We start from the raw sequence: 24898 nt of genomic DNA, 5'->3' as shown, positions 1-24898 counted from the left end.
GCTTAATGTTAACGAGTTACCGGTGGGTGATGTGATAATAGCGGTACAGATCATATCTATTAGTGTGGCGCTCCGTTGGGTTTGTGGGCTATATCGAGGGGTTGTCACGGGCAATGAACAGTTTGTCTGGCTTAGTGGATTCAACAGCCTCATTGCTACCTTGCGATTTGTTATTGTGTTACCTGTCATGTTTTTCTTAGGATTTACTCCGTTGGTCTTTTTTTTACATCAGCTTATAGTAGCGATTTTAGAGTTTTTTGGATTATTATTGAAAGGTAGATCGCTATTGCCTAATAAGGAAACTCTCTCCCAGAGTATTGGGTACTCTCTCAAGTCAATTCTGCCAGTGTTGAGGTTTGCATTAACAATAGCTTTTACTTCAGCATTATGGGTTGTCGTAATACAGATGGATAAGCTTTCACTGTCTGGAATATTACCTCTAGATGAGTACGGATACTTTACACTTGGGGTTTTAGTGGCAGGTGGAATTATGTCAATTAGCGGACCGGTAAGTAAAGCTATTATGCCCAGAATGGCGAGGCTGCAAGCCGAAGATAGAAAAAATGAAATGATAAAGATTTATCGTGACTCGACACAAGTGGTTACGGTATTTGCGGGAACTGTCGCTATAACAATGGTCGTTTGTGCGAAGCCGCTTCTATTCTTATGGACAGGTGACATAGCTCTGGCAGAGAGCGTTGCTCCGATACTGAAGTTGTATGCAATCACTAATGGTATTCTATGCTTGATTGCTTTCCCGTATTATTTGCAATATGCGAAAGGGGATGTACGCTATAATTTAATCGGTAATATTTTTTTATTGTTAGTGCTCACGCCAAGTGTGATTTACATAGCTCCAGTATATGGAGGAGTCGGGACGGGATGGCTGTGGCTAATTACAAGTGCATCGTACTTGTTTGTTTGGCTCGCTTATGTCCATCACCGTTTAGAGCCTGGTTTACATATGAAGTGGATTGTGAAAGATATATTGGTTATTGTAATGCCTGCGTCGCTGATAGGAAGTATGACCCTGCTATTTGAGTTTGAGTACGACAATCGATATCAAAGTCTAGGTTATGTGATCATCATGGGTGTAATGTTGTTGGTCTGTTCTTCTTTTAGCTCTTCTACGGTGAAGGCTTATATAGCTAAAAATGTATTGGGAAAGCTAAGCAAACGTGATTAATTACCTTCAGCTTGCCGAACAAGGTCAATCTTTCTTGGGTGGATGCGATATTGAAGTTTCTGTTCTTTTTTCCTAAGATAAATAATTATCCTAATTTCAAACCTTTAATCAATATTGTAAATTATCTGATTGATAAAGGAGGCCATGTTTTTATTGCAACTGACACCGAGGTTGATCAGACCGTAAGTAGTCAGTTTTCCGACGCAGTTGTATTTTTACAAAGGGGCTCAAATAAATCAAGGCTGAAATGGGCCCGAGAATTGATTAGGAAAGATTTTGATTGTTTTATAGGTGTTCAAGCGCATAACTCATATTGGCTAGCGTTGGGGAAGATGTTTGAATTACAATTTAGAAAGAAAGTTATATCATGGGAGCACTCAAGTCCAGTAAGTTCTCTAAAGAATGAATATACAAAAGTTTGGCTTTTGCACTTGATGCTAAAAAAATTCTTCTCGATATTTACAAATGCGTACTTTTGTGTCTCCAGGGGGGCTGTTAACGAAATGCGAGGGTTTCTAAAGGGGTTTGGGGGTAAAGCCATGTATAGCCCAAATCTTATTTATAAAAGTACAGATTTAGCCCTGTTAAATAAGAAAGATTTCAGCAAGAAAAAAATAAAATTCATATCGGTCGGGCGGCTATCTAGGGAGAAAGGGTTGTTCTTGGCTCTAGATGCACTAGCAAAACTTAAAAATGTAGACTATGAGTATATAATTGTCGGGGACGGTCCCTGCTATACTGAATTGTTTGAGTACGTGAAAAATCATTCTGATTTAAATGGGAAGGTTCAGTTTCTTGGAAGAAGGAAGGATGTCTTATTATTAATGATGAATAGCGATGTTGTTTTGCTGCCAAGTTACTTTGAAGGTTTGCCAACAGTTCTTGTCGAGGCATGCATAGCTGGATTGCCTATAATCGCCGCAGATTGTGAAACCGGACCTGCCGAAATTGTGGAAGAAGGAATTAATGGTTATCTTTTTGAAGTCGGCAATGTATCTGATCTACATAACAAAATAGAGCAGTGGATCGCGAGCCGGAAGAGTATAATAAATAGCTCCTATTATGCAAGAGATTATAGCGAAATGGCTGGAGAATACTTTATGAGAAACATGTTAGAGGTGATAGGTGATAAGTAAAGTTTTGTCTTATTTAAACGTGGCTTTCCATTCGGCTTTGGTGTCTGCTAAAGTCGGAGTGAAAGCCAAGGCACATGGAAAGGTCACATCTGGAAATTTTAAAAATATTAAATTAGGTGAGGGTGTTGTCTTTAATCCTGGCGTTTATATACAAGCTAGAGGCGCGGTTGTAGTAGGGTCTAGAGTTGTATTTTCCCGAAATGTATCAGTATTTGATGCTGGCATCGATGTTGAAAGTTTGCGTGGTCATATTACAAAAAGTGTTGTTATTGGTAGTGATTGTTGGATTGGTGCAAATGCTATTTTACTGCCAGGAGTAACACTAGGTAATGGGGTGATTGTGGCGGCTGGTAGTGTTGTAACGAAACCTGTAAATGATAACGTGGTTGTCGCAGGTAACCCGGCAAGAGTTATCAGATCTAGAGGTGATGGGGGGCTTTAGATAAAGTGTTTTTATAAATAGATAGATATGTGGCGTAGGTTTGATGCTGCTGGGGTTTAACCTATCCTCCTCTAATCTCTAATCTCTAATCTCTAATGCGAATTATATATTATATTTTGGGTTCAGCGTAATACTTAAAATAGAAAACAAGAAAGATTATGAGTGTTTGTTTCGTTCGTTGAAATAAGTAAGCATCCTTACAATATTGTTGCAAGAATGTCGTGAAATTTGATTTAATGATTTTGTTAACTAATTCGAAAAAGTACGGAATATTTTGCCGAGTCATTTCCATCGCAAAAATGCAACGCGCTATGAGCTAGCTAAGCTAGTGCTAAGCGACCTAATAATCAGGTAACCACCTTGCTCCATTATATGTAAATCTGCAGCTATTCATTAGCGATTGATACCAGATACTTGCGGGTCAATTAAATATTCGACCAGTGGCAATTCTAAGTTGCGAGAGATGTGCATATTAATACTATTAAATGAATGCGTCCTCAGGATCTTTCAGACATGAGAGTGGCAGTGTATTCAGTGATATGCATATCATCTGGATCTATTGCTAACTTTGGCTAGGCTCTGCTGCCCCCTCAGTCACAATAGATGTCCGCTCGTTTACCATTGATATTTGAGGGAGCGGACGAAGTGGTTCAGTGCCCAGTTACAGCCCGGAATTCAAAGAGCAGACCGTCAAGAAGATGATGCCGCCTCATAATCGGAGTGTTGCGCATCTGAGCCGAGAGACCGGCGTTTCGGAGCCAACTTTGTATGCTTGGAAAAAACAGTTTCAGACCAGAGGATTTCTTGTGCCATCCAAACCGTCCAGCCCGGATCGTTGGGATGCCCGTGCCAAGCTGGCGGCGGTCATCCGGACAGCCTCAATGAATGAGGCCGAACGCTCGACCTATTGCCGGGAGCATGGCTTGTATCCGGAGCAACTGGAGGCCTGGAAAGAGGCCTTCGAGAACATGGGCGCTGGCGGCCATCCGGCTGACAAGGCGCAGCTGACAGCTGAGCGCAAGAAGAGCCGCTCACTTGAAAAAGAGCTGCTGCGCAAAGAGCGTGCTCTGGCGGAGGCAGCCGCCTTGCTGACCCTGTCAAAAAAGGCCCGGGCCATCTGGGGCACCAGCGAGGACGACTGATCTCCGAGCCGATGAAACAGGTGGCCATTACCTTGATTGATGAAGCAGTGGAAGCGGGCGCACGCAAGCACACGGCCTGTGCAGTGCTCGGTCTGACCGATCGTACGCTGCGTCGCTGGCAACGCAGTGAAACGCTGATAGATCAACGCAAGGGAGCTGTCCGCAAGGCCAGCGCTCATGCACTGACCGCACAAGAGAAGGAGCAGATCCTCGCTGTGTGCAATAGTCCGGAACATCAGAGCTTACCTCCCAGCCAGATCGTTCCCAGGTTGGCTGACCAGGGCTTTTATATTGCCAGTGAGTCCAGCTTCTACCGGGTTTTGCGAGAGCATGAGCAGGCGCATCACCGGGGGCGGGCTGCGGCACCTCGTACACTTGAAAAGCCGCAGGCCTGGGTAGCTACGGCGCCGAACCAGGTCTGGTCGTGGGACAGTGTGCCGCAGAGGCACAGTGGGAGGAAGCAAGGAAGCGGATATCCGACTGAGCTACAAGCTCAGCAAGAGATGGTGGTAGGCCCGCCGAAGCCGGCTGTCGGAAGCAGGCTTCAAACCAGCCCAAGCTGCAGGCATTAAGAGCATTGGGTCAAAAGGCTGCACTAAGATGCAGTCAGGTGAGATATTGAGAGGCGAGTGAAAACGAACCCATGATGACGTGCCGAAAACCATATATGACATCAAAATCGAGGGCGTGTCCCATCCTCGAGATAAGCTTGTGGGTGTACTCCGAATGCTGCGCAAGTGGTGTCCGGCATAAAGCGGGCGCGACTCAATATCAGGCTCTTGTTGGGAACTGCGGGAACCAGTCATCGTGATGTTTAAAGGAGAAGGCACAAGTGGCGACCACCATAAGGCCGAGAGTACCGATGCGCGATACTGGGACGGAGCTGCTCGTAGTAGTGATGAAGCTTCTGTAATGGAGGTGGAGCGAAGGGGCAGCATCAAGCAGCCTGAACGTCGGTCTCAACTGCAAGTGCAGGAGGAAGGTCGAAGTCCGGCAAAACCATTCGACATTGATAAGTGGTTAATTGTTAAAGCCTATAAATTGGTCAAAAAGAATGCAGGGGCTGCTGGTGTTGACGGGCTGTCGCTGGAGGATTTTGACCGTGATTTAAAAACCAATCTTTACAGAATCTGGAACCGTATGTCTTCAGGCAGCTACATGCCGCCGCCTGTGCGAGCCGTCTCCATTCCGAAAAAGTCGGGAGGCGAGCGGATACTGGGAATACCAACCGTATCCGACCGGATTGCGCAGATGGTGGTTAAGCTACAATTTGAGCCACAAGTAGAACCCAGCTTTCTACCCGACTCATATGGTTACCGGCCTAAAAAGTCGGCGATTCAAGCCATTGACGTGACTAGAAAGCGGTGTTGGCGCTATCCATGGGTATTGGAGTTCGATATCCGCGGGTTATTCGACAACATTCGACATGATTTATTGTTGAAAGCTGTTGATAAGCACGCGACAACCCCGTGGGAGAAGCTTTATATCCGTCGCTGGTTAACGGCACCGTTGGTGGATGCGGAAGGGGAAATGAAAGAGCGCAGGAAAGGAACCCCGCAGGGTGGCGTAATAAGCCCCGTGCTGGCAAACCTCTTCTTGCACTATACGTTTGACCGCTGGCTAAGCCAGCATTTTCCAAGCATTGAATGGTGTCGGTATGCCGATGATGGTTTGCTTCATTGTAGAACTGAAAAGCAGGCTGAATTCCTGCTCGGCAAACTACGTGAAAGGTTCAGGGCATGCGGGCTCGAGTTGCACCCAGAGAAAACAAAGATAATTTACTGTAAAGATCAGCGTAGAACGGAAAACCATGAGCATACATCCTTTGATTTTCTGGGCTATACCTTTCAGAAACGAGTGGTCAAAGACAAATCCGGAGAGCTTTTTCTCGGGTTTGCTCCAGGCATCAGCAACTCTTCCTTGAAGGGGATAATCCAGAAAGTGCGAACATGGAAGATAGGCCAGCGAACTGATTTGTCGATTATTGACATTGCTGAGTTTATCAATCCCTACCTGCGAGGCTGGTGGAACTACTATGGTTGCTACTATCGGTCGTTGTTGTACCGAGTGTCGCGCTATGTGAATCAGCGGCTGATTAGGTGGGCTATGCGTAAATATAGGCATCTTCGAGGACGTAAGAAGAAAACATTGGCAACTTTTGAAAAATTGCTCAAGGCCCGACCCGGGCTGTTTGCACATTGGGCGTTAGGAATGTCGGGTGCGTTTGCTTGATGGGAGCGGTGTGAGCCGAGAGGTTCACGCACCGTTCTGCGAGGGGCTGAGGGTGAGACTCCCTTGGTCTACTCACCTCACGTTCCTGCCTGCTGCTGTTCGTGGCGAGTTCTACCGTCTGTATCTGGCGATGGATATCTTCAGCCGTATGATCGTGGGTTGGGAGATCCACCACAATGAATCTGCAGAACAGGCCTCGACCCTGATCAGCAAGGCCTGTCTACGTCATCGTATCTGCCGCGATCAGTTGGTGCTGCATTCGGACAATGGCAGCCCGATGAAAGGGGCTACAGTGCTGGCAACTCTGCAAAAGTTGGGTGTAGTACCTTCGTTCAGCCGTCCATCGGTGAGCGACGATAACCCGTACTCTGAGGCGATATTCAAGACCTTGAAATACAGCCCAGCGTACCCTGCAAAGCGCTTCGCGGACATCGACCAGGCCCGTAGCTGGGTGCAACGCTTTGTGAGCTGGTATAACACCGAGCACCGCCATAGCGGGATCCGCTTCGTTACACCGGAGCAGCGCCATGCTGGTCTTGACCGGAATATTCTGGCCAGTCGTACCGCCGTTTATGAGGCCGCCAAACAGGCCAATCCAGCTCGCTGGAAGAACCGTCCGACACGCAACTGGACACCTATCGATAGTGTCTGGCTTAACCCCGACAGCCTGCATGAGGAGTTATTGGAAAACGAAAGACGTGCAGCATGAGTTACCGGACATCATTGTTGACAATTACCGGCTGGAAAATCCATTGCAGGAGTATATCGAACTTGGCTCTGGTTTAAAGTGAAAGTATAATGCTTTCTGCGCTTGCGCATATTATTTTTATAAAAGGAAAGTTTTAATGGTGTTACCTGATGAAATGATAAAGGTGAAAGTGGATGAATACCTATCATTTGGCTATACTTTACCTGAGCTGATCGAGTATTCGGTTAAATATGATTGTTCGAATAATGAGTTGAGTGTCGAGGATTGGTATAAAGAAATAAATGCCGTTCTTAATACTGTTTACGACCGGATATTCGCGGAGCTCCCAAACCACGCTAAGTGTGTAGTGCCTATTAGCGGCGGTTGGGATAGTCGGGCATTGTTGGCAGAAGCGGTCGAAAGGCTCGGTGCAGATCGGGTAACAACAGTGACCTTCGGTACGCCAGGACAGTTCGACTATGATATAGGGAATTATATTGGTGAAACATTTAATACGAATCATACGGCGATCAATTTAAACTATACTAGATTGAGCTTCAGTGAACTGGTAAAATCTGCTAAAAACTCTTCGTGGACTTATATGCCAGATGCTTATTTTAATAAGTTGGCCAGATGTGCTGTTTGTGAAAGAGATGATTTAGTTTTGTCTGGGTTTATGGGGGATCCAACGACCGGTAGTTTTCTGAATAAAAAAAATAACGCTCTTGATGGGACTATTCTGTCATTTATGAAAACTCAGGTTCGAGGGAGGGCGATTAGTAAAGATACTTTTAAAAGAATAAGAGGGGTTGAGATAGTTTCAGACGCTGAAGTTGACAGTCTGTCCTTGTATTTTAATATAAGACAGAAAAGCTGTATCCTCCCAATAATTAGCGGAAACTCACCTCGCTACCAGTGGACGGAGTCTCTTCCATCCTGTGGTTCTACTCAGGCAAAAATATTTTCTCCTTTTTCTTCTGCTGAATGGATTGAGCTTTGGAGTAGGGTTCCTCGCAAGTTGAAAGAAAACCAAAATCTATATCTAGGCTATCTGAACTATCAGTATCCAAGTTTTTTTTCTTTGCCTAGTAAGTATAGCTACGGTATTCATAAGCGACGATTTATTAGGAAGTTTTTTCGACTTTCATTCCTTGGGAGTAAGTATTTAGTAGATAAAGTATTTGGTAAGAATAGGTTTTTTTATGAGAATCTGAATTATATAAATTACGATACTGCATTTATTAATAGAGATGATTATCGGGATTTGCTTAAGGAGTCATTTCATATTGTTTCGGAATTCATGGGTATAGATAATGACTTTGATCGTTTGTACAGAGAGCATTGTAGGGACAGGCTGAGTCACTCTGAGTTTTTCTTATTGGTAATCGGTGCTGCTGTAAATATAAGGGCGGAAGCTGAAGTTGAAAAATAATCTTATTTGTTTTTTAGATAAGGGGAGCCCGCCAACGCACTCATTTGTTGATGGGATTTTGGCCAGTCACTTTCCAATTGAATCTAATGCTACTGTTCTTCTATTTGTATCTAAAGATAAAAAAGCACTTGGTAAGCCATATCGATATCTAAATGCAATTTGCCTGCCAGTACTGTATCAGCGAAGAGGTCTTGGGAGAATTCTTAACTTTCCCCTGGTTTTTTATCTGACGCTAAGATATGTTCGAAAGTCTAATGCTACTGGTAGGGGGTTAACCGTTTTTGTCAGAAATGATCCGGTGTTTTTATCTGCGGTATCAGCTTTAAAGCTATTTTATAAGTTTTTAGTTTTCCAAAGTAGCTTTCCGCACGAGGAATATTCAGGTGGTGCATTTAAGAAGTTTATAGCTAGGAAATTGATTAATCTGGCTTCACCAAAGGTTGATTCTATCCTGGGAGTTAGCCCTGCCGGGGTTGAAAGGATACGTAAGCTCGTACCTCAGGCTTTAAAATCTGCTTATATTCCACTTTTGCCAGATGAGGAATTTCAACTGCAGAGCACGGCTGGCATGTATGTGCATGCTCCTCTGATATTCATTTATATTGGGACTCATGAGAGGGGCAGAGGTCTCGATGTAGTATTGAAAGGTATTGCCGCGGCTGTTGATGCGGGTCTACAAGCAAAATTTGTTTTTCTTGGAGGAGCTAAACATGATATTGATCAGCTTCTAATCGAACCAGATGTTGAGGATTTGGTTAGTAAGGAAGTTCTTTCTTTTATTGGTAAGGTGGATAGAAAAGAAGTGCCTGGGTACCTCCAGAGGTCTGATGTTGGTCTCTGTCTTATACCACCAGCACCGGTATATTATGAAGCATCGCCCACAAAGTTGGCTGAATATATGGGGTCTGGCTTGGCAGTATTGGCGAATTATGGGATTCCGCTTCAGGAGCAGTTCGTTAAAGAAAGTGGCTCGGGAATTCTCTGTGATTTTGATGTTTTAAGTATAAGTAACTCCTTAATGGCGATATCCCAATCCGATATCAAGTCCATGAAGGAGAGATCTGTTGTCTACTCTGGCTCAGATATGAATTATTGTAATTATATTCCTGTATTGAAAGATCTTTGTGGTTTTGATTAGAGCTGGTCTGGCATAAAAATGATGATGACGGGTTCGGTTCAATAGAAAATCGGTGGAATTATAATGGAGTTCTTTTCAACTGCTTGGCACGTTCTGTCTGCTTATATAATATTTATTTTTGGCGGATGGCTATTGTTTTTTACGCGTAATTATTTTTCAGTAAATGTGAGGCGACTGGCTCTGATTTATGCGTGGCATACTGTTTTATGTGCTTTTTATGCATGGTATGTCATAAATAACGGAGGCGACGCGTTAATGTACTATCAAACATCTCTAGCTGACGGTCTGGCGTTTTCTGTTGGTACTGCAGGTGTGCGATATATAACTTATTTCTTTTCTGTGTTTCTTGGGCTTTCATTCCTTGGGTGTTTTTTGGTTTTTAATGTTTTTGGTACCTTAGGGCTTGTGGCCTTCGATGCGGCCCTGCGTCATGCGGTATTTGGCAAGCCACTGTTTCTTAAACGATTGGCGACCTTGATAATATTATTACCATCAATCAGCTTCTGGAGTTCGGCAGTTGGCAAGGATGCGATCTCGTTTATGGCTACAGGGTTTGCATTATGGGCAGCGTTGGATATCAGTCGAAGGAAATGGCTTATGATATTTGCTATTTTATCTATGCTGCTAGTAAGGCCACATATGGCGGCAATGATGATCATAGGCCTATCTGCAGCCTTTGTTCTGCAGGCCAGGCTGCCGCTAATACAAAGGATTCTTTTTGGTGGAATCAGCATTGCAGCTGCTGCCGCTATGGTTCCGTTTGCTCTTGACTATGCTGGTGTGGGTGCAGGAGCAGATATGGATGCACTGTTGGAGTATACCGAAGAGAGGCAAGGTTACAATCAGCAAGGAGGAGGGGGGGTCGATATTTCAAGTATGAGCTTCCCGATGCAGCTGTTTACTTATCTATTCAGACCCCTCCCTATTGAGGCGGGAAGTATATTTCAGTTGGCTGCCTCCTTGGACAATATGATTCTGCTCTTCTTGTTTATAGTTGGTGGTCTTGCTTTGTTCAAGGGTAGGAAGGCACGCATCCAGAGTGGCCGGGTTTTTCTTTGGGTTTACGCGCTATTAGCTTTGGTGGTTTTGGCAATGACGACAGCGAATTTGGGGATTTCTGTCAGACAAAAATGGATGTTTACTCCTGTGTTGATTTATCTGCTTATTTCAGTTATGGGGCGTACGTGTAAGCGCACCTCCCATGATAGCGAGTCAGTAGCTTTAGCTGATATTAACTTAAAAAAATGAGACTTTGAAATGTTTTCTGATATGAACGGAATCAGAGTAAGGCGGAATTATAGAGCCTTATTAATCTCAATCAGGAGGTTTGGGGGTGGCTTTGGTACTGGTCATCGTAGATCTGTGCGGTAGTTTAGATCTCATTGAAGAGAGCATCCTCAATCTAACTGAGACACGATACAGTACCTGTAACCGGTATAAACACTCGAGAGTATATGCGCATTGTAATTCACGCTGGGCTAGCCAGCTCTCTTATTAACTTCCGTGGCCCATTGGTCAAAGCTCTGTGTGATGCAGGTCTGGAAGTACATACTATTGCTCCGGATCTGAACGCGGATGAGGCTACGTGCCGGCAGCTCCGAGAATGGGGGGTTTTACTTCATGATGTGCCCCTGCATCGTGCGGGGATTAACCCAATCAAGGATCTGACTACTCTACGTACCTTTGTGCGTCTTCTGCGTGAGATTCAGCCCGATATGGTGCTGGGCTACACGATAAAGCCGGTGATTTATGGGACCTTGGCAGCTAGGCTAGCAAAGGTCCCAAAGCGCTATGCGCTGATCACAGGGCTTGGCTATGCCTTTACCGGTGAAGCGCGAGGAAAGCGCAAGCTGGTGCAAGGGTTAGCGCGTGGCTTGTATAGGCAGGCATTAAAGCGCACCGACCTTGTCTATTTTCAGAACCCCGATGACGAAGCTCTTTTCCGAGAGCTGGGTCTTGTACCCGAATCAGTGCCTACCAGAGTGGTTAATGGCTCCGGTATTGATACGGCTAGTTTCGATGTTGCATCATTGCCGTTAGGTCCGCCGCGCTTTTTGCTGATTGCACGTTTACTGGGTGATAAAGGTGTGCGCGAATATGTTCGTGCTGCAGCGACTGTTCGTACGCACCACTCGGATATTCAGTTCCGCTTGGTGGGTGATATTGACCCCAACCCAGACTCCATTACCCGTTCCGAGATAGATGAATGGATCAAGGTGGGGCATATCGAATACTTGGGACGGTTGGATGATGTGCGGCCAGCTATTACTGATGCGAGCGTCTATGTATTGCCTTCATATCGTGAGGGCACCCCCCGCACTGTGTTAGAAGCGATGGCTATGGGACGGGCTATCATCACGACTGACGCACCCGGGTGTCGTGAGACGGTGGTGGATGGGGATAATGGCTTTCTGGTGCCTGTTAAAGATGCAGACGCATTGGCAGCGGCAATGCTTAGGTTTGTTGAGCAGCCAGCCTTGGTGGCAAGCATGGGTAAGCGAGCTCGGGATGTTGCCGTTGAAAAGTATGATGTTCATAAGGTGAATGCGCAGATGTTGAAGGGGATGGGAATCAAGCTGTTAAATCCACAGTTATCTCAGGGCGGTGGTGTATAACGATGCTTAAACGTGTTTTTGATGTGGTAGCCACTATAGTGGCCTTGGTTCTGCTCTCACCAGCCATAACCATCGTCGCATGGCAAATCAGCCGCGAGATGGGTTCTCCGGTGTTGTTTCGTCAGGTTCGCCCCGGTTTGAATGGCAAGCCCTTTGAAATGGTGAAATTCCGCACCATGAGGGATGCTATTGATGTGGTAGGCAATCCTCTGCCTGATTCTGAGCGTCTGACCCCCTTCGGCCAGTTTCTGCGTTCATCCAGTCTGGATGAGTTGCCGGAGCTGTGGAATGTGCTCAAAGGCGATATGAGCCTGGTCGGGCCACGTCCGCTGTTGATGGAGTACCTGCCGTTGTATTCACCGGAGCAGTACCGCCGTCATGAGGCGCGCCCCGGCGTAACGGGATGGGCGCAGATCAATGGTCGCAATACACTCGGCTGGGATGAGAAGTTCAAGCTGGATGTCTGGTACGTCGACAATCAGTCGCTCTGGCTGGATATCAAGATTCTGTTCCTGACGGTCAAAAAGGTTGTAGTTCGCGATGGCATCAGCGCAGATGGTGAGGCAACCATGTCGAAGTTCACAGGTAACGGTTCATGAAGCGACTGGCCATTCTGGGTGCCAGTGGTCATGGTAAGGTTGTCGCTGATTGTGCTGAGCTGTGCGGCTGGGAGTCGGTAAGCTTTTTTGATGATGCCTGGCCTACCAAGCAAAGCAATGGCGCCTGGCCGGTTATCGGTGATACGAGCTCGTTGTTGGTCTCCCTGCGTGAGTTTGACGGCGTGCTGGTTGCTATTGGTAATAACCAGGTGCGTGGAGCAAAGCTACAAGCGTTATCAGCACAGGGCGCAACACTCCCCACGTTGATACATCCCTCTGCAGTGGTGAGCCGCTATGCTGTGATCGGCGCGGGATCAGTGCTGTTTGCCGGAGCAGTGGTGAATGTTGATTGCCAGATTGGATCGGGTGCGATCATCAATACGGGCGCGACAGTCGATCACGATTGTGTGCTTGGTAATGCGGTGCATGTGAGCCCTGGTGTAAATCTGGCTGGTGGGGTTTGTGTAGGTGACCGCAGTTGGGTAGGTATTGGCAGTTCAGTGCGGCAGTTGGTGCGGATCGGCTGTGATGTCATGGTCGGTGCGGGATCTGCCGTGGTGTCGGATATTTCAGATGCTTGTGTTGTCACAGGTGTGCCGGCGCGGGTGCGGTGATTGATCAATTCCAGTTCTTTTCATTAAAGGCTTTTCATGCTTAACACTCCTTTTTCTCCTTGGCCCTCTTTCACTGAGGAAGAGGCCAATGCTGTGCGTGATGTATTGCTGTCCAACAAGGTCAACTACTGGACTGGCCAGGAAGGCCGTGAGTTTGAAAAGGAGTTTGCTGCCTGGGCTGATTCCGAATATGCCGTTGCGCTGTCTAATGGGACACTGGCGCTGGACCTGGCGTTGAAGGCGCTGGGGATTGGTGAGGGTGATGAGGTGATAGTGACCTCCCGTACCTTCCTGGCCTCGGCATCCAGCATTGTGACGTCGGGCGCTGTTCCGGTATTTGCTGATGTGGATGCTGATTCGCAGAACGTTACGGCGGATACCCTTCGCGCCGTGCTGACTGAACGTACCAAGGCGATTATCTGTGTGCACCTGGCCGGCTGGCCGTGCGATATGGACCCGATCATGAAGCTGGCTCGCGAGCACAACCTGTTCGTGATCGAGGATTGCGCGCAGGCGCATGGTGCCCGTTACAAGGGGCGGTCGGTTGGCTCGATCGGTCACATCAGTGCCTGGTCCTTCTGTCAGGACAAGATCATGACCACCGGCGGTGAGGGCGGTATGGTGACGACCAATGACCGTGAGTTGTGGTCGCGCATGTGGTCGTACAAGGATCATGGCAAGAGCTGGGAAGCGGTGTACGAACGTCAGCATCCGCCGGGCTTCCGTTGGGTACACGAGAGCTTTGGTACCAACTGGCGTATGACTGAGCTGCAGGCGGTGATTGGCCGCATTCAGCTCCAGCGCATGGCTGATTGGACTGCTGCCCGCACACGCAATGCCGAGAATATCTGGGAAACCAGTCGTCAGCATGCAGCGCTGCGCGTACCGGCACTACCTGATGATTGTGTTCACGCTCATTACAAATGCTATGTACAGGTTCGCCCGGAAAAGCTCGCCGAGGGCTGGACACGGGACCGCATCATCGAAGCCATCACCGCACGCGGTGTGCCTTGCTTCCAGGGCTCCTGTTCCGAGGTGTATCTGGAGAAGGCGTTCGATAACACTGATTGGCGTCCGGCTGAGCGTCTGCCCGTCGCGCAGGAGCTGGGTGAGACCAGTTTGATGTTCCTGGTGCATCCGACGTTGACTGAGGATGAGATTGGGAAGACGTGTGCGGTGATTGATGAGGTGATGGGGGAGGCGGGTGTAGTTTAGTCTTCAGCTGTGGAAACTTGGCATTTTGTCTGTTTATGGATAAATATTCAGAAATTTACCGGGAAGATTACGAAGGCCGTCCTACCTGTTGCGTGACCCCAAACGATGGTTCCCACGCTCTGCGTTGGAACCGCACAGTGGACGCTCCAGCGTCCGGGCTCGCAGATTGCACGTCGTTGGGATTGGGACGCGTGGTGCTCGAAAGGCCCCTTTTGGTAGGATGGCTGTCACTCTCTAATTTCAAACAGATCGGCGGTAAAGGAACTGCGAAAGAGGTTTGTTATGAATCCAACGAAATTTACCCTCCGACACAGTGCATTCTCGCCTGCGAATGCGATTTTTATAATTGACTGTTTGAGCGAGCAAGACCTGCAAACCGGGCGTTCACGATTGCGAGACCTGCACGATTTTCTTCTTTCCCGTGACCCTGAACGATTGTAAACATCCGGCGCATACCGTCTTGACGAGTTGACCGCCATGCTGGATTGAATAGCCCCCAGTATTCTAGACACTCGCCAGGCTCTGGTAGTGACGCTTTTCGAACTCGACCGGTGACAGGTCACCACTCGTGCCGTGCCGACGCCTTGGGTTATAAAACATCTCAATGTAATTGAACACGTCTTGCCTTGCGGCCTCGCGTGTCGGATAGATCTGCCGCTTGATTCGCTCCCGTTTGAGTAACTGAAAGAAGCTTTCAGCGACGGCGTTGTCATGACAGTTTCCGCGGCGGCTCATGCTGCCCACCAGGTGATTCGCCTTCAGGAAACTCTGCCAGTCCCCGCTACTAAACTGTATGCGCTCCATAAACCCCACCTTGCAGCCAATCAGTAAATAGCGATCGACCCGCAGTTCCAAGGTAGCAGCGCTTCCAGGTCTTCTGCACTGTTGACCAATGGCAGCCGCTCCAGCACATACCGCAACCAGGCATAGGGTTCCTGTCCATTGGCCTTGGCCGTTTCAACCAGACTGTAGATCAGTGCACTAGCATGGGCGCCCTTGGGCGTATCGCTGAACAGCCAGTTCTTGCGCCCGATGACGAACGGGCGGATGGCTCGCTCAGCTGGGTTGTTATCTATGGGTAAGTATCCAGCTTCGGTGTAGCGGATCAGCTTGCTCCAGTTGTTGGCCAGGTAACCAACGGCCTTGCCCAGTGCACTTTGTGGCGTAACCTGTCCGTGGGTCTTGTCCAGCCAGGCTTTCAGCTGAGCTAGTACCGGCTCACTTTTCTGCTGACGCAGCAGCAGGCGTTGCTCATCGTTTGTGTCCTTGCCTTCACGCTCGATGCCGTACAACTTGTTGATCAGGTTCAGTGCCATCTCGGCACGCCCGGTCTTGCCTTTGGGCTGCGTTTTTTGTGCTTCGATGAACTTGCGTCGGGCATGCGCCCAACAGCCCAGTCGTTCTATGCCGGGCTGCGCAGCCACAGCGTTATAGCCTGCGTAGTCATCGGTCATCAGGTAGCCCTGATAGCCTTCCAGCAGGCGCAACGGTACATCCTGCGCACGGCTGGACGTGTAATCAAATAGCACCACCGGATGATCGGGCGGCCCGCCCGTTTGGACCCACATCCAGGATTGGCTGCTCGGATCACGGTCCGGCTCTTTCAGGACTTGCAGGCGGGTTTCATCGCAGTGGATCAGCGGGCTGGCCAGCAGCTGGTCGCGCATCAGGTTGACCACCGGTTGCAGGTGTTCACTGCTCTGGATCACCCAGCGCGCCAAGGTTTGCCGGGACAGTTCGATGCCATGGCGGTTGAGTACTGTCTCGAAGCGGTGCAGCGGAACGCCGTCGACATACTTGGTGGTCAGCAGCATGGCCAGCACGCTGGGGCTGGCCATGCTTTTCTCAATCAATTGCGCCGGCTTGTCGGCCGTGACCGGCGCCGTTTCACAACCCTTGCAGGCGTAGACCTTGCGGACGTGCTTGATCACTCGGATTTGCATCGGGATGATCTCCAGCTGTTCGCTGGTTTCTTCACCGATGGTCTGCTTGCGGCAGCCACACTCGCAGGTCAGTTCGTGCTCGGGCAGCTCATGTACGATCTCGACCCGCGGCAGCGCCGCCGGTAGTGGTTTGCGCTTGCCGCGCTTCTTCACTGGCGTGGGCGCAACGGTTTCTTCGTCTTCTGCGGCCGGTGTTTCATCGGCCAGGGTTTCAGCCTCGTTGAACATACCCAGTTGCGGGGAGTTCGGATCGGCGCTTTGTTCAGACTTGCGCCCGAACAGGCGCTGACGCAAGAGCGTATTTTCTTCCTGTAACTGCTGGATTGTATTCTGATCCAGCTGCCGGCCAGCCAGTGCCTCAAGCAGCATTTGCTTGAGCATAGTGGGATCATTCGGCAGGGATTCGGAAGGTAAAATCATGCCATGGATTATACCAGCGTCAGGCTACATAACGCGGCCTCAACACCTTATGCGGGCGATTACCCCACAGGTCAAAACCGTCCAGCAGCCGGTTCAGTTCTTTGGCAGTCAGCTCAATGGCATCATCGCGGATATCAGGTGGTGCCTTGAAGCGTTCTGCTTCCAGACGCTTGAGCCACAGGCAGAAGCCATTGCGCTCCCAATACAATATCTTGACCCGGTTGCGTGCTCGGTTGAGAAACACAAACAGCACCGGGTCGAACACCGCCGCCTTGATATCCAGCTCGACCAGGGCTGACAGGCCGTCGATGGATTTTCTGAAATCCACCGGCTTGGGGTACAGGTAGACTTTCTTAACTTTGGCACCGGGGCGCATCATGCTGACAATCTCCAGAGAAAATACGGGAGCGCAGCATGGCGTGGGTAGAATCCGGAGTGTAGGTGGAGTTTATGGAGCGCTTACACTAAACTGACTACCTTGGTCCGAATGAACCATGACACATCCTTGCGGTTTGCGACGCCACACTGCGGCTAACAGCGCGTCTAGCGCCAAGTCAGACGTCATGCGCGGCTTCATCGACCAGCCGACGACCTGACGAGAGAACAGGTCGATAACCACGGACAAATACAGCCAACCTTCGTAAGTGCGGATGTAAGTGATATCGGTCACCCAGGCAACGTTGGGCGCCGCTACATCGAATTGGCGATCCAAGTGATTGGGTGAAACCACAGCAGGCTTGCCACTGTAATGACCAGGGCGGCGGCGATAACCAGTCTGGGAGCGCAACCCCTCGCAGCGCATGAGACGGGCTACCCTGTGCTTGCCGCAAGTCTCACCAGCTTCACGAAGATCCAGATGAATTTTGCGATAGCCATACACACCGCCGCTCTCAAGCCATGAATGTTTAATCTGGCCCAGCAGGCGCTGGTCTTCCCGAGCACGATCAGACAGCTTGTCGCGACACCACGCATAGTAACCGCTGGGATGCACGGCCATCATCTTGCACAGGCGTCGCACGGGGTAAAGGTCCACTTGGCTCTGGATAAACGCGTACCTCAATCGGACTCTCTGGCGAAGTACGCGGTGGCCTTTTTTAATATATCTCGCTCTTCCGATACACGTTTCAGCTCGGACTTCAGTCGACGAATCTCGGCCTGAAGCTCATCGTCCTGTTGCCGCCGCTCAGTGGGCTTGGAGTAGCGTTTGATCCACTGATAAAGGCTGTGTCCTGACACGCCCAATCGGGCGGCTACTTCGGCAACAGAATGGCCTCTGCGGTGTTTATCAAGGTAGTTGTCACTGCTTTCATCTTAAGCTGCTTGCTGCATGTCAGCCTCTTTCTCTGGGTTCAGCGTCACCGGTCCAGCCGGGTCGCAATTCCTGACCGAGCGTGTGCCCCAGCGTGATGGGTTGCTCTGCTTCGCTTGTTCCAGCACCGTTTTGCGTTGAGCCAGCAGCGCGGCATCTTCACCGTCATGACGTTGCTGTGGCGTAACGAAGTTGAGTTTGCTGTGGCGGTGCTCGGTGTTGTACCAGATCACGAACCGCTCTACCCAGACCCGAGCTTCACTCAGCGAAGCAAAGCCGGATGAGGGCCATTGCGGGCGGTATTTCAGCACTCGGAACAGGGATTCGATGAAGGCATTGTCATTGCTGACCCGAGGACGGCTGTAGGATGGCAGCACGCCCAGCTCCTCCAGCTTGGCCTTCATGGTCTGAGCCTTCATTGGCGCGCCATTGTCCGAGTGCAGAACCAACGGCTGGTGCAGGCATTGCTCACGCAACAGGCATCGCTGTAACAGCTGTGCAGCATGTTCACCGCTCTCTGCTTCATACACTTCGTAACCCACGATCTTGCGGCTGTACAGATCCTCGAACAGGTACAGGTAATAAAACTGCCCACGCACCGTCGAAGGGCAGTAGGTAATATCCCAGCACCAGACTTCACAGGGTCCATCGGCCTGATGTGTAGACGGCTCTCGTCGGCGCTGAGGCGCCAGGCTATGGCCACGGTGATGTAGTTGCCCGGCAGCTCTCAGCACGCGGTAGAAGGTCGACTCCGATGCCACATAGGTTCCTTTATCCAGCAAGTCAGGGACGATCTGACTGGGCGGTAACCGGCTGTATGCTGGGCTGTTACACAGCTCGATGATACCCGTTCGCTCCTCGGCAGCGAGTTTGTTGGCCGGTGCCGGTTTGATCGCAGTGGGGCGCTTGTCCTGCTGCACAGCACCGTCACGATACCAGCGCCGATAGGTGCGTAGGCAAATACCCGCTTCCGCGCAGGCTGTGATCAGGCGAGCACCGTCGGCATTGGCTTGCCGGATCAGCGTGATGATGGCTTTGCGCTCTGCGGAAGAGGTCATTCGCCCTCGTTGCTGTCGTTGTCCCAGAGCGCATTGAGCTTTTTTCGCAGCACCAGCAAGGCGGCTGTCTCAGCCAAGGCCTTCTCCTTGTGGCGTAGCTCGCGCTGCAGCTGCTTGATCTCCTGACGATCACTGCGGGCCTGTTGGCGCAGGGCTTTCTCCTGCTCCGCACTGCGCTGGAAACCTTGCAGAGACTCGGCTTTCCAGCGCTGTACCTGATCGGGATACAGGCCTTTTTCACGGCAATACTCACTGAGCTCCGCCTCGGAGAATGCTGCGGTTTCAATGACGGTCGCCAGCTTGGCTTCAGCTGACCACTGCTCTGACTTGGCTTTACGTCCTGGCACGGGGCGTCCTTCTGACTTGGCTTGATTACGCCAATTATAAAGGGTCGGCTCGGAGATGCCTTCCTGACGGGCCAGCTCCGCCACGGTCAGGTTGTAGGGCGGCAGTAGTTTGCTCAGCACGGCTTCTTTGCGCTCATGGGAATAACGGGCCACTATGGGTTTCCTTTACCGCCCATCTGGTGAAAACGGGAGGGTGACAACTATCCTGCCAGAGGGGGTCTGTCAGCCACCTGTTTGACGGCTTCAATTTTGAATTCTTCAGTGTAGCGTGGGTTGCTCATTTGAACCTCCTGGGTGCCTTGATTATAAGGCCTGGAGGTGTCTACGAAACTAGGGGCGATTCATCCCTCAGAAGGGCGCTGGCACCTACAGGTGACTCAATAGCAGGTAACAGCCCCTATTCCGTCTTATGGGTTCATGAGCGAAGGCGAGGAAATACTTTCACAGTCTCGGGCGCGCTACACCCCGAGAAGCAGTCGGGTGTCGCTGGCGAGTACGCGATCACACTTTAGCGCATCGGCCCGGCCCTATCCTTGCCTTGCTCCCTGTTCTGGGAATACTGGGTGTATTGCTCAGAGCAGGGAGTTGCTTATGTTGGTCATTATTCATGGATGGAGTGATACGCACCGATCTTTCACCCGGTTGGGTAAGTATCTGGCGGCTGAGGGGATCATCCCGGACGTCAGGCATGTTCGCTTGGGGGATTACGTTTCCCTGGATGACGACATCACCTTTGATGACCTTATCCACGCGCTGAATCGGGCCTGGGAAAGCGAGCAGCTGCCTACCGCTCCGCGTAGCGTTGATGTGATCGTGCACAGCACTGGCGCGCTGGTTGTGCGTTATTGGATGACCACTTTCTTCACACCCTCTACCAATCCCCTGAAACGCTTGCTGATGTTGGCGCCGGCTAACTTCGGCTCGCCGTTGGCGCATAAGGGGCGCTCTTTTGTTGGGCGGGTGGTCAAGGGTTTCAAGAGTGATCGGCGCTTTCATACCGGTACGCATATTCTCAAGGGGCTTGAGCTGGCCAGTCCCTTTTCCTGGCAGTTGGCGCTGCGTGATCGCTTTGCCGATGACCCCTGGTATGGGCCGGGGCGGGTGCTTTGTACGGTGCTGGTCGGGACGGCTGGGTATTCGGGGATTTCTGCTGCGGCCAATGAGAACGGCACCGACGGTACGGTGCGGGTGTCCACGGCTGATCTGAATCCCTTGTTGATCCGCTTCGACTTTGCCTCTGACCCGGACAACCCCCGGTTGGCGTTGGTGGCGTCGGCAGGCGAGACGGCCTTTGCGCGTATTCCCGGAGACAACCACAGCACCCTGGCATTCAAGGATCGTGGTCCGAAGAATGCGGCGGTGCTGGGTTTTGTGAGAGAGGCGCTGCAGATGACGGATGAGGAATTTCCGGCATTTGTGGCGAGGCTGAAGGTGTTTTCGGCAGCGGCGCGGGAAGAGGGCGCTGGCAAAACCCATACCCAGGGGTATCAGAACACGGTGGTGCGCTTGATGGATGATACCCAGGCGTTCGTGCCTGACTATTTCTGGGAGATGTTCGCCAAGAGCCGTGATGAAAAGCGGCTGGATAACCGCCTGACCGGGGTGATCCAGGAGGATATCTTCGATAAGACCCATGCCTACGGTGATAACCCGGCCTATCGCAGCCTGTTGTTCAATACCACGCTGCTGCGCGACCGGGTGATGTCAGCGGGGATTCCCCTGTTCGTCAGCGTGACGGCCATGCCGGATGTGCGCGAGACCGGGACGGTGGGGTACTCGACTGTGGGCTATGACGATATCGGCAGCATAAAACTCACCCCGGAGCGGTTGATGGAGTTGTTCAAGCCAGACAGGACGGTGTTGATCGATATGCAGATCAAGCGGATGCAGACGGATAAGGTGTTTCGGTTGTTGGGAGTGGGGTTATGAGGTTTGCCATCAAGTATCGAGTGCAGGCTCATGCTCTGAACTGAGGAGGTTGCGGTTTCGGTATTTAAATGCCGAATTTGTGCGATATGAAGCTTGTTTTAAGATTTATATTGCCGATTAGGTGTGCATGGTCTAGAGTTTTCAGCATCTTAATGCCGAGTGAGCTTGCTGCAATGTACGAAGCGCTAACCATACAAACCTTTATAAACGGCGAATGGCACGACGCTCTGGATCTGAGCATATCGGATACGCAAGCAGTTGCGAGCACTCGCATTACGACCTCGTACAAGACGACGTATCTTTATGACTTTTATGAGGTGATAGATAGCGTTTTTGATCATGCCGTCAGCGTTAACCTGCCTGTCAACTGGAGTCCTGAGGATACCAAAGGCTTCCCTGCTTTCGTTCTGGATATCATTCCTGCAGGTCATGCAAAAAAGTCGCTGCTCAAGCGATTCATTGATGAAAAACCGCCAGAAACGGATCTTGATCTGTTTCTGCTGGGCAGATGTACGCCATCGCCTATCGGGAATCTGCGTGTCAAGGAATCCGTGGAAGCTCTGGAGAACACAGGGGCTGAAGCCTTTGCTCGTCAGGAAGTTGTAGAGCGCACCAATGACTTTCTTGAGTATGCCTATGAGGCTGGGGCTGCGCTGGGCGGCGCGACGGGGGCTCAGGGTGAGGCACCTAAGCTTTTGCTGGCCGAGGGGCGGGACGGGATGTTTTACGCAGATGCCATGCTTGATGATTCTCTGGTGCAATCACACTCGCTGGTTAAATTTGCTCGGAATAAGGTGACGGAGAACGACAAGAATATTCTTCGTGCGGAGTATCATTACTACAAAGCCGTCTCGAGCCTGGGTCTGAATACCGTTTCGGCTAATGGTTTGAGTCTGGAAGAAGCTGAAAAGCCCAGTCTTTGGATGCCACGCTTTGACCGCATAGTGGATGGCGAAAGCGTCGAGCGTGTCGCGGTTGAATCGGTCTACTCCTTACTTGGTAACACGGAGCCTGGGTCGAGACTCAAGCATGAGGTTGTGCTGTCGAAGCTGATCGAGTTGTGGTGCTCAAGCGGACAAGCCGGTGAGGTTCAAGAGCTTATCTTTGAATACATACGCCGAGACCTGCTTAACCGAATCCTTGGCAACAGTGACAATCACGGTCGCAATACATCCATATTTCGGTACAGGGGGCGGTTTGATCTGGCCCCGATTTATGATTTGGCCCCGATGGTTCTGGATGCAGAAGGGGTAACCAGGGCAACGAAATGGGAAGCCGAAAGAAAAGGGAGTCCAATGTGGCGTGAGATCTGTGCCTGCTTCCCGGAGTGGTATGCCCCAGATGATCTGTATGAACGTATCCGTGACGCCGCTGAGGAGTTCAGAGCACTGCCGGATTTACTCGTAGATATGCCTCTGGATGTTCGCCAGTCAAAGGCGATTCCAGTAAATAATCTGGAATCGAGCTTTGAACTATGGGGATTGCTATGAAAGCCATGACAGGAGAGGAACGTAAGCAACTGATTGAAGAAATCATTCGGATGCACACTGACGGTGAATTAACCCTTGGCATGGCCATTCGTAGGCTTCGTTTGGAGGTCACTGGTTTCGATCAGGAAACCTTTGCCCAGATGTGCGGTATGTCCATCAGAGCGCTGTATCAGTTGGAGACAGACAAAGGGAACCCGACTCTAAGTACTGTCGATTCGATATTGCGCAAGTTTGGCTTGCGAATGGGGATCATGGGGGCGATGCGTTCGAACAGAATACTTACCAGTGCTGTTAAAGACAGCAGCGTCTCTGAATGTGCCATCTCAAGAGGGGCTAAGCCTAAAGGGATGGCTAGGCACAGGCCTGCGTCTGGCAAGTCGTTCAAGGCTGCAAAGAAAAGCGAGGCAGACGGTGGGACGGCCAGCTAAGGTGCGCCCACGTGGGCCGGAAGGCCAGCTAAAACCAGCAGGCACAGAGCGGGTCCGCAGCCCCAGATCGTTTCCACTTTCCAGCGTGGGTAATTGCCTGGTGGAATGCTCGTGTTCCGGTCTCAACGTCTGCAAGCTGCTAGGTCGGACGCAGGAGCGTCCAGGGCGCGGCTACCACGCAGAGCGTGAGAGCCATCGGACATGGAGCGGGGGCTCCTAACCAGACCCAGAAAACCAAGCCCCCACCCGATCGTTTGTATGGTTTTCCTGCAGGTCCAAAATGGGACCTGTCAGGGTGGAGGGGCTCAATCGTTTTCCGACCTTTCGGTACGGACTGTGGGAGATTTCGCCCCACCCTCACCATAAACGCCAATAGAGAATCCATCGGCAGAGCCAAGCCGCTCGGACCGACGATACGTTGCAAGCCAGCGTCTGGTGAGCCCTGACAAGTCAAAGACTACTTTAGCTTGGAGGACGCGCCATGACAAAACCTGTTGACCCTATCCTGGTGGGTATCGATGTCAGCAAGGCTGAGCTGGTGATCGCTCGCAGTGACTCCCCTCAGATCGACGCGATCAGCAACTCCCCCAGCGCTATTAAACGCTGGTTGAAGTCGTTGCCGCAGGGCTCAAGAATCGCGCTGGAAGCCACCGGCATTTATCATCGGCAACTGGCCACACTGGCTCATGCAGCAGCACACCCGCTCTATTTACTGGATGGTTATCGGCTCCCACGCTCCCGCGTGGGAGTGCCTGCCGGGACGCTCTGCGTCCCTTCAGGTGTCGTGCAGCCTGGTCGCTGGCGAGTACGCGATCACACTTTAGCGCATCGGCCCGGCCCTATCCTTGCCTTGCTCCCTGTTCTGGGAATACTGGGTGTATCGCTCAGAGCAGGGAGTTGCTTATGTTGGTCATTGTTCATGGATGGAGTGATACGCACCGATCTTTCACCCGGTTGGGTAAGTATCTGGCGGCTGAGGGGATCATCCCGGACGTCAGGCATGTTCGCTTGGGGGATTACGTTTCCCTGGATGACGACATCACCTTTGATGATCTTATCCATGCGCTGAATCGGGCCTGGAAAAGTGAGCAGTTGCCTACCGACCCGCGTAGTGTTGATGTGATCGTGCACAGCACTGGCGCGCTGGTTGTGCGTTATTGGATGACCACTTTCTTCACACCCTCTACCAATCCCCTGAAACGCTTGCTGATGTTGGCGCCGGCTAACTTCGGCTCGCCGTTGGCGCATAAGGGACGCTCTTTTGTTGGGCGGGTGGTGAAGGGGTTCAAGAGTGATCGGCGTTTTCATACCGGTACGCATATTCTCAAGGGATTGGAGCTGGACAGTCCGTTCTCCTGGCAGTTGGCATTGCGTGATCGTTTTGCCGATGAGCCCTGGTATGGGCCGGGGCGGGTGCTGTGTACGGTGCTGGTCGATATGCAGATCAAGCGGATGCAGACGGATAAGGTGTTTCGGTTGCTGGGGGCGGGGAGGATGTCGAGCTGAATTTGACCACAGATAGGCGCGTGACTACA

Annotated in this window: 21 protein-coding genes and 3 pseudogenes; 19 read left to right on the top strand and 5 right to left on the bottom strand. The window is 50.7% G+C overall.

The genetic code is table 11. From position 1 onward, the window contains the following. Positions 1-22 precede the first annotated feature (22 nt). From BLU11_RS09635 to BLU11_RS09565, 15 genes and pseudogenes are all read left to right on the top strand, one after another. Positions 23-1186, top strand: coding sequence for an MATE family efflux transporter (locus tag BLU11_RS09635; RefSeq protein WP_231702186.1), 1164 nt, complete (start codon positions 23-25; stop codon positions 1184-1186). A 50-nt stretch (positions 1187-1236) separates the two neighbouring features. Continuing rightward, positions 1237-2322: a glycosyltransferase gene (locus tag BLU11_RS09630; RefSeq protein WP_090273135.1), complete on the top strand. Its 1086-nt coding sequence runs from the start codon at positions 1237-1239 to the stop codon at positions 2320-2322. Beyond that, on the top strand, positions 2312-2764 hold the full coding sequence (locus BLU11_RS09625) for an acyltransferase (protein ID WP_090273134.1): 453 nt from the start codon (positions 2312-2314) through the stop codon (positions 2762-2764). The genes BLU11_RS09630 and BLU11_RS09625 overlap by 11 nt, the downstream gene beginning before the upstream one ends. Before the next feature lie 653 nt (positions 2765-3417). After that, positions 3418-3570 (top strand): annotated as a pseudogene (locus BLU11_RS19815) (transposase); the annotation flags it as partial. Continuing rightward, on the top strand, positions 3571-3906 hold the full coding sequence (locus BLU11_RS09615; protein ID WP_231702301.1) for a transposase: 336 nt from the start codon (positions 3571-3573) through the stop codon (positions 3904-3906). A gap of 11 nt (positions 3907-3917) precedes the next feature. Beyond that, positions 3918-4478 carry a helix-turn-helix domain-containing protein gene (locus BLU11_RS09610; RefSeq protein WP_090273131.1) on the top strand — a complete coding sequence of 187 codons (561 nt, stop codon included), beginning with the start codon at positions 3918-3920 and terminating at the stop codon, positions 4476-4478. A 235-nt stretch (positions 4479-4713) separates the two neighbouring features. Continuing rightward, on the top strand, positions 4714-6138 hold the full coding sequence (gene ltrA / locus BLU11_RS09605; RefSeq protein WP_407920235.1) for a group II intron reverse transcriptase/maturase: 1425 nt from the start codon (positions 4714-4716) through the stop codon (positions 6136-6138). 52 nt (positions 6139-6190) lie between these two features. Further along, on the top strand, positions 6191-6847 hold the full coding sequence (locus tag BLU11_RS09600; protein ID WP_157718648.1) for a DDE-type integrase/transposase/recombinase: 657 nt from the start codon (positions 6191-6193) through the stop codon (positions 6845-6847). A gap of 136 nt (positions 6848-6983) precedes the next feature. Beyond that, complete coding sequence (locus BLU11_RS09595; protein WP_090273128.1) at positions 6984-8258, top strand: hypothetical protein; 1275 nt, start codon at positions 6984-6986, stop codon at positions 8256-8258. Next, the gene (locus BLU11_RS09590) at positions 8248-9396 is read left to right on the top strand and encodes a glycosyltransferase (protein WP_157718647.1); all 1149 of its coding nucleotides are present in this window, start codon (positions 8248-8250) and stop codon (positions 9394-9396) included. The genes BLU11_RS09595 and BLU11_RS09590 overlap by 11 nt, the downstream gene beginning before the upstream one ends. A gap of 63 nt (positions 9397-9459) precedes the next feature. Beyond that, positions 9460-10644: a hypothetical protein gene (locus BLU11_RS09585; RefSeq protein WP_157718646.1), complete on the top strand. Its 1185-nt coding sequence runs from the start codon at positions 9460-9462 to the stop codon at positions 10642-10644. Between the two features lie 206 nt (positions 10645-10850). Next, on the top strand, positions 10851-12011 hold the full coding sequence (locus BLU11_RS09580) for a glycosyltransferase family 4 protein (RefSeq protein WP_090273125.1): 1161 nt from the start codon (positions 10851-10853) through the stop codon (positions 12009-12011). A gap of 2 nt (positions 12012-12013) precedes the next feature. Next, entirely contained in the window at positions 12014-12610 is a 597-nt protein-coding gene (locus BLU11_RS09575) for a sugar transferase (RefSeq protein WP_090273124.1), read from the top strand. Next, positions 12607-13224 carry an acetyltransferase gene (locus BLU11_RS09570; RefSeq protein ID WP_090273123.1) on the top strand — a complete coding sequence of 206 codons (618 nt, stop codon included), beginning with the start codon at positions 12607-12609 and terminating at the stop codon, positions 13222-13224. Before BLU11_RS09575 ends, BLU11_RS09570 begins: the two co-directional genes overlap by 4 nt. Before the next feature lie 36 nt (positions 13225-13260). Continuing rightward, entirely contained in the window at positions 13261-14439 is a 1179-nt protein-coding gene (locus BLU11_RS09565; protein ID WP_090273122.1) for a DegT/DnrJ/EryC1/StrS family aminotransferase, read from the top strand. Between the two features lie 504 nt (positions 14440-14943). Here BLU11_RS09565 and BLU11_RS09560 read toward each other — a convergent pair. The 5 genes and pseudogenes from BLU11_RS09560 to BLU11_RS09540 form a co-directional block, all read right to left on the bottom strand. Further along, positions 14944-15231 (bottom strand): annotated as a pseudogene (locus BLU11_RS09560) (IS3 family transposase); the annotation flags it as partial. Positions 15232-15263: 32 nt separating this feature from the next. Continuing rightward, positions 15264-16802 carry an IS66 family transposase gene (tnpC, locus tag BLU11_RS09555; RefSeq protein WP_090273121.1) on the bottom strand — a complete coding sequence of 513 codons (1539 nt, stop codon included), beginning with the start codon at positions 16800-16802 and terminating at the stop codon, positions 15264-15266. Positions 16803-16821: 19 nt separating this feature from the next. Continuing rightward, entirely contained in the window at positions 16822-17181 is a 360-nt protein-coding gene (tnpB, locus tag BLU11_RS09550; protein WP_231702300.1) for an IS66 family insertion sequence element accessory protein TnpB, read from the bottom strand. Between the two features lie 84 nt (positions 17182-17265). After that, positions 17266-18077, bottom strand: a pseudogene (locus BLU11_RS09545) (IS3 family transposase); the annotation flags it as partial. Positions 18078-18113: 36 nt separating this feature from the next. Then, a protein-coding gene (locus BLU11_RS09540) for an IS3 family transposase (protein WP_407920234.1) occupies positions 18114-19669 on the bottom strand; the annotation gives its coding sequence in 2 pieces (ribosomal slippage) (positions 18114-19216 and positions 19216-19669; 1557 coding nt in all). Between the two features lie 438 nt (positions 19670-20107). Between BLU11_RS09540 and BLU11_RS09535 the strand changes: the two genes are divergently transcribed. The 4 genes from BLU11_RS09535 to BLU11_RS09520 all read left to right on the top strand — a co-directional run bounded on the left by BLU11_RS09535 (position 20108) and on the right by BLU11_RS09520 (position 24869). Then, the gene (locus BLU11_RS09535) at positions 20108-21445 is read left to right on the top strand and encodes an esterase/lipase family protein (RefSeq protein ID WP_090273119.1); all 1338 of its coding nucleotides are present in this window, start codon (positions 20108-20110) and stop codon (positions 21443-21445) included. A 173-nt stretch (positions 21446-21618) separates the two neighbouring features. Continuing rightward, the gene (locus BLU11_RS09530) at positions 21619-22935 is read left to right on the top strand and encodes a HipA domain-containing protein (protein ID WP_090276389.1); all 1317 of its coding nucleotides are present in this window, start codon (positions 21619-21621) and stop codon (positions 22933-22935) included. Continuing rightward, positions 22932-23363, top strand: a complete 432-nt coding sequence (locus tag BLU11_RS09525) for a helix-turn-helix domain-containing protein (RefSeq protein ID WP_090276391.1) — start codon at positions 22932-22934, stop codon at positions 23361-23363. The genes BLU11_RS09530 and BLU11_RS09525 overlap by 4 nt, the downstream gene beginning before the upstream one ends. A 903-nt stretch (positions 23364-24266) precedes the next feature. Beyond that, positions 24267-24869: an esterase/lipase family protein gene (locus tag BLU11_RS09520; protein WP_090273118.1), complete on the top strand. Its 603-nt coding sequence runs from the start codon at positions 24267-24269 to the stop codon at positions 24867-24869. The last annotated feature ends 29 nt before the right edge of the window (positions 24870-24898 follow it).

The sequence above is a fragment of the Halopseudomonas litoralis genome, assembly GCF_900105005.1.
GTDB lineage: Bacteria > Pseudomonadota > Gammaproteobacteria > Pseudomonadales > Pseudomonadaceae > Halopseudomonas > Halopseudomonas litoralis.
Note: the sequence above shows the minus strand (reverse complement) of the source record. Positions and strands in the feature narration are given on the sequence as shown.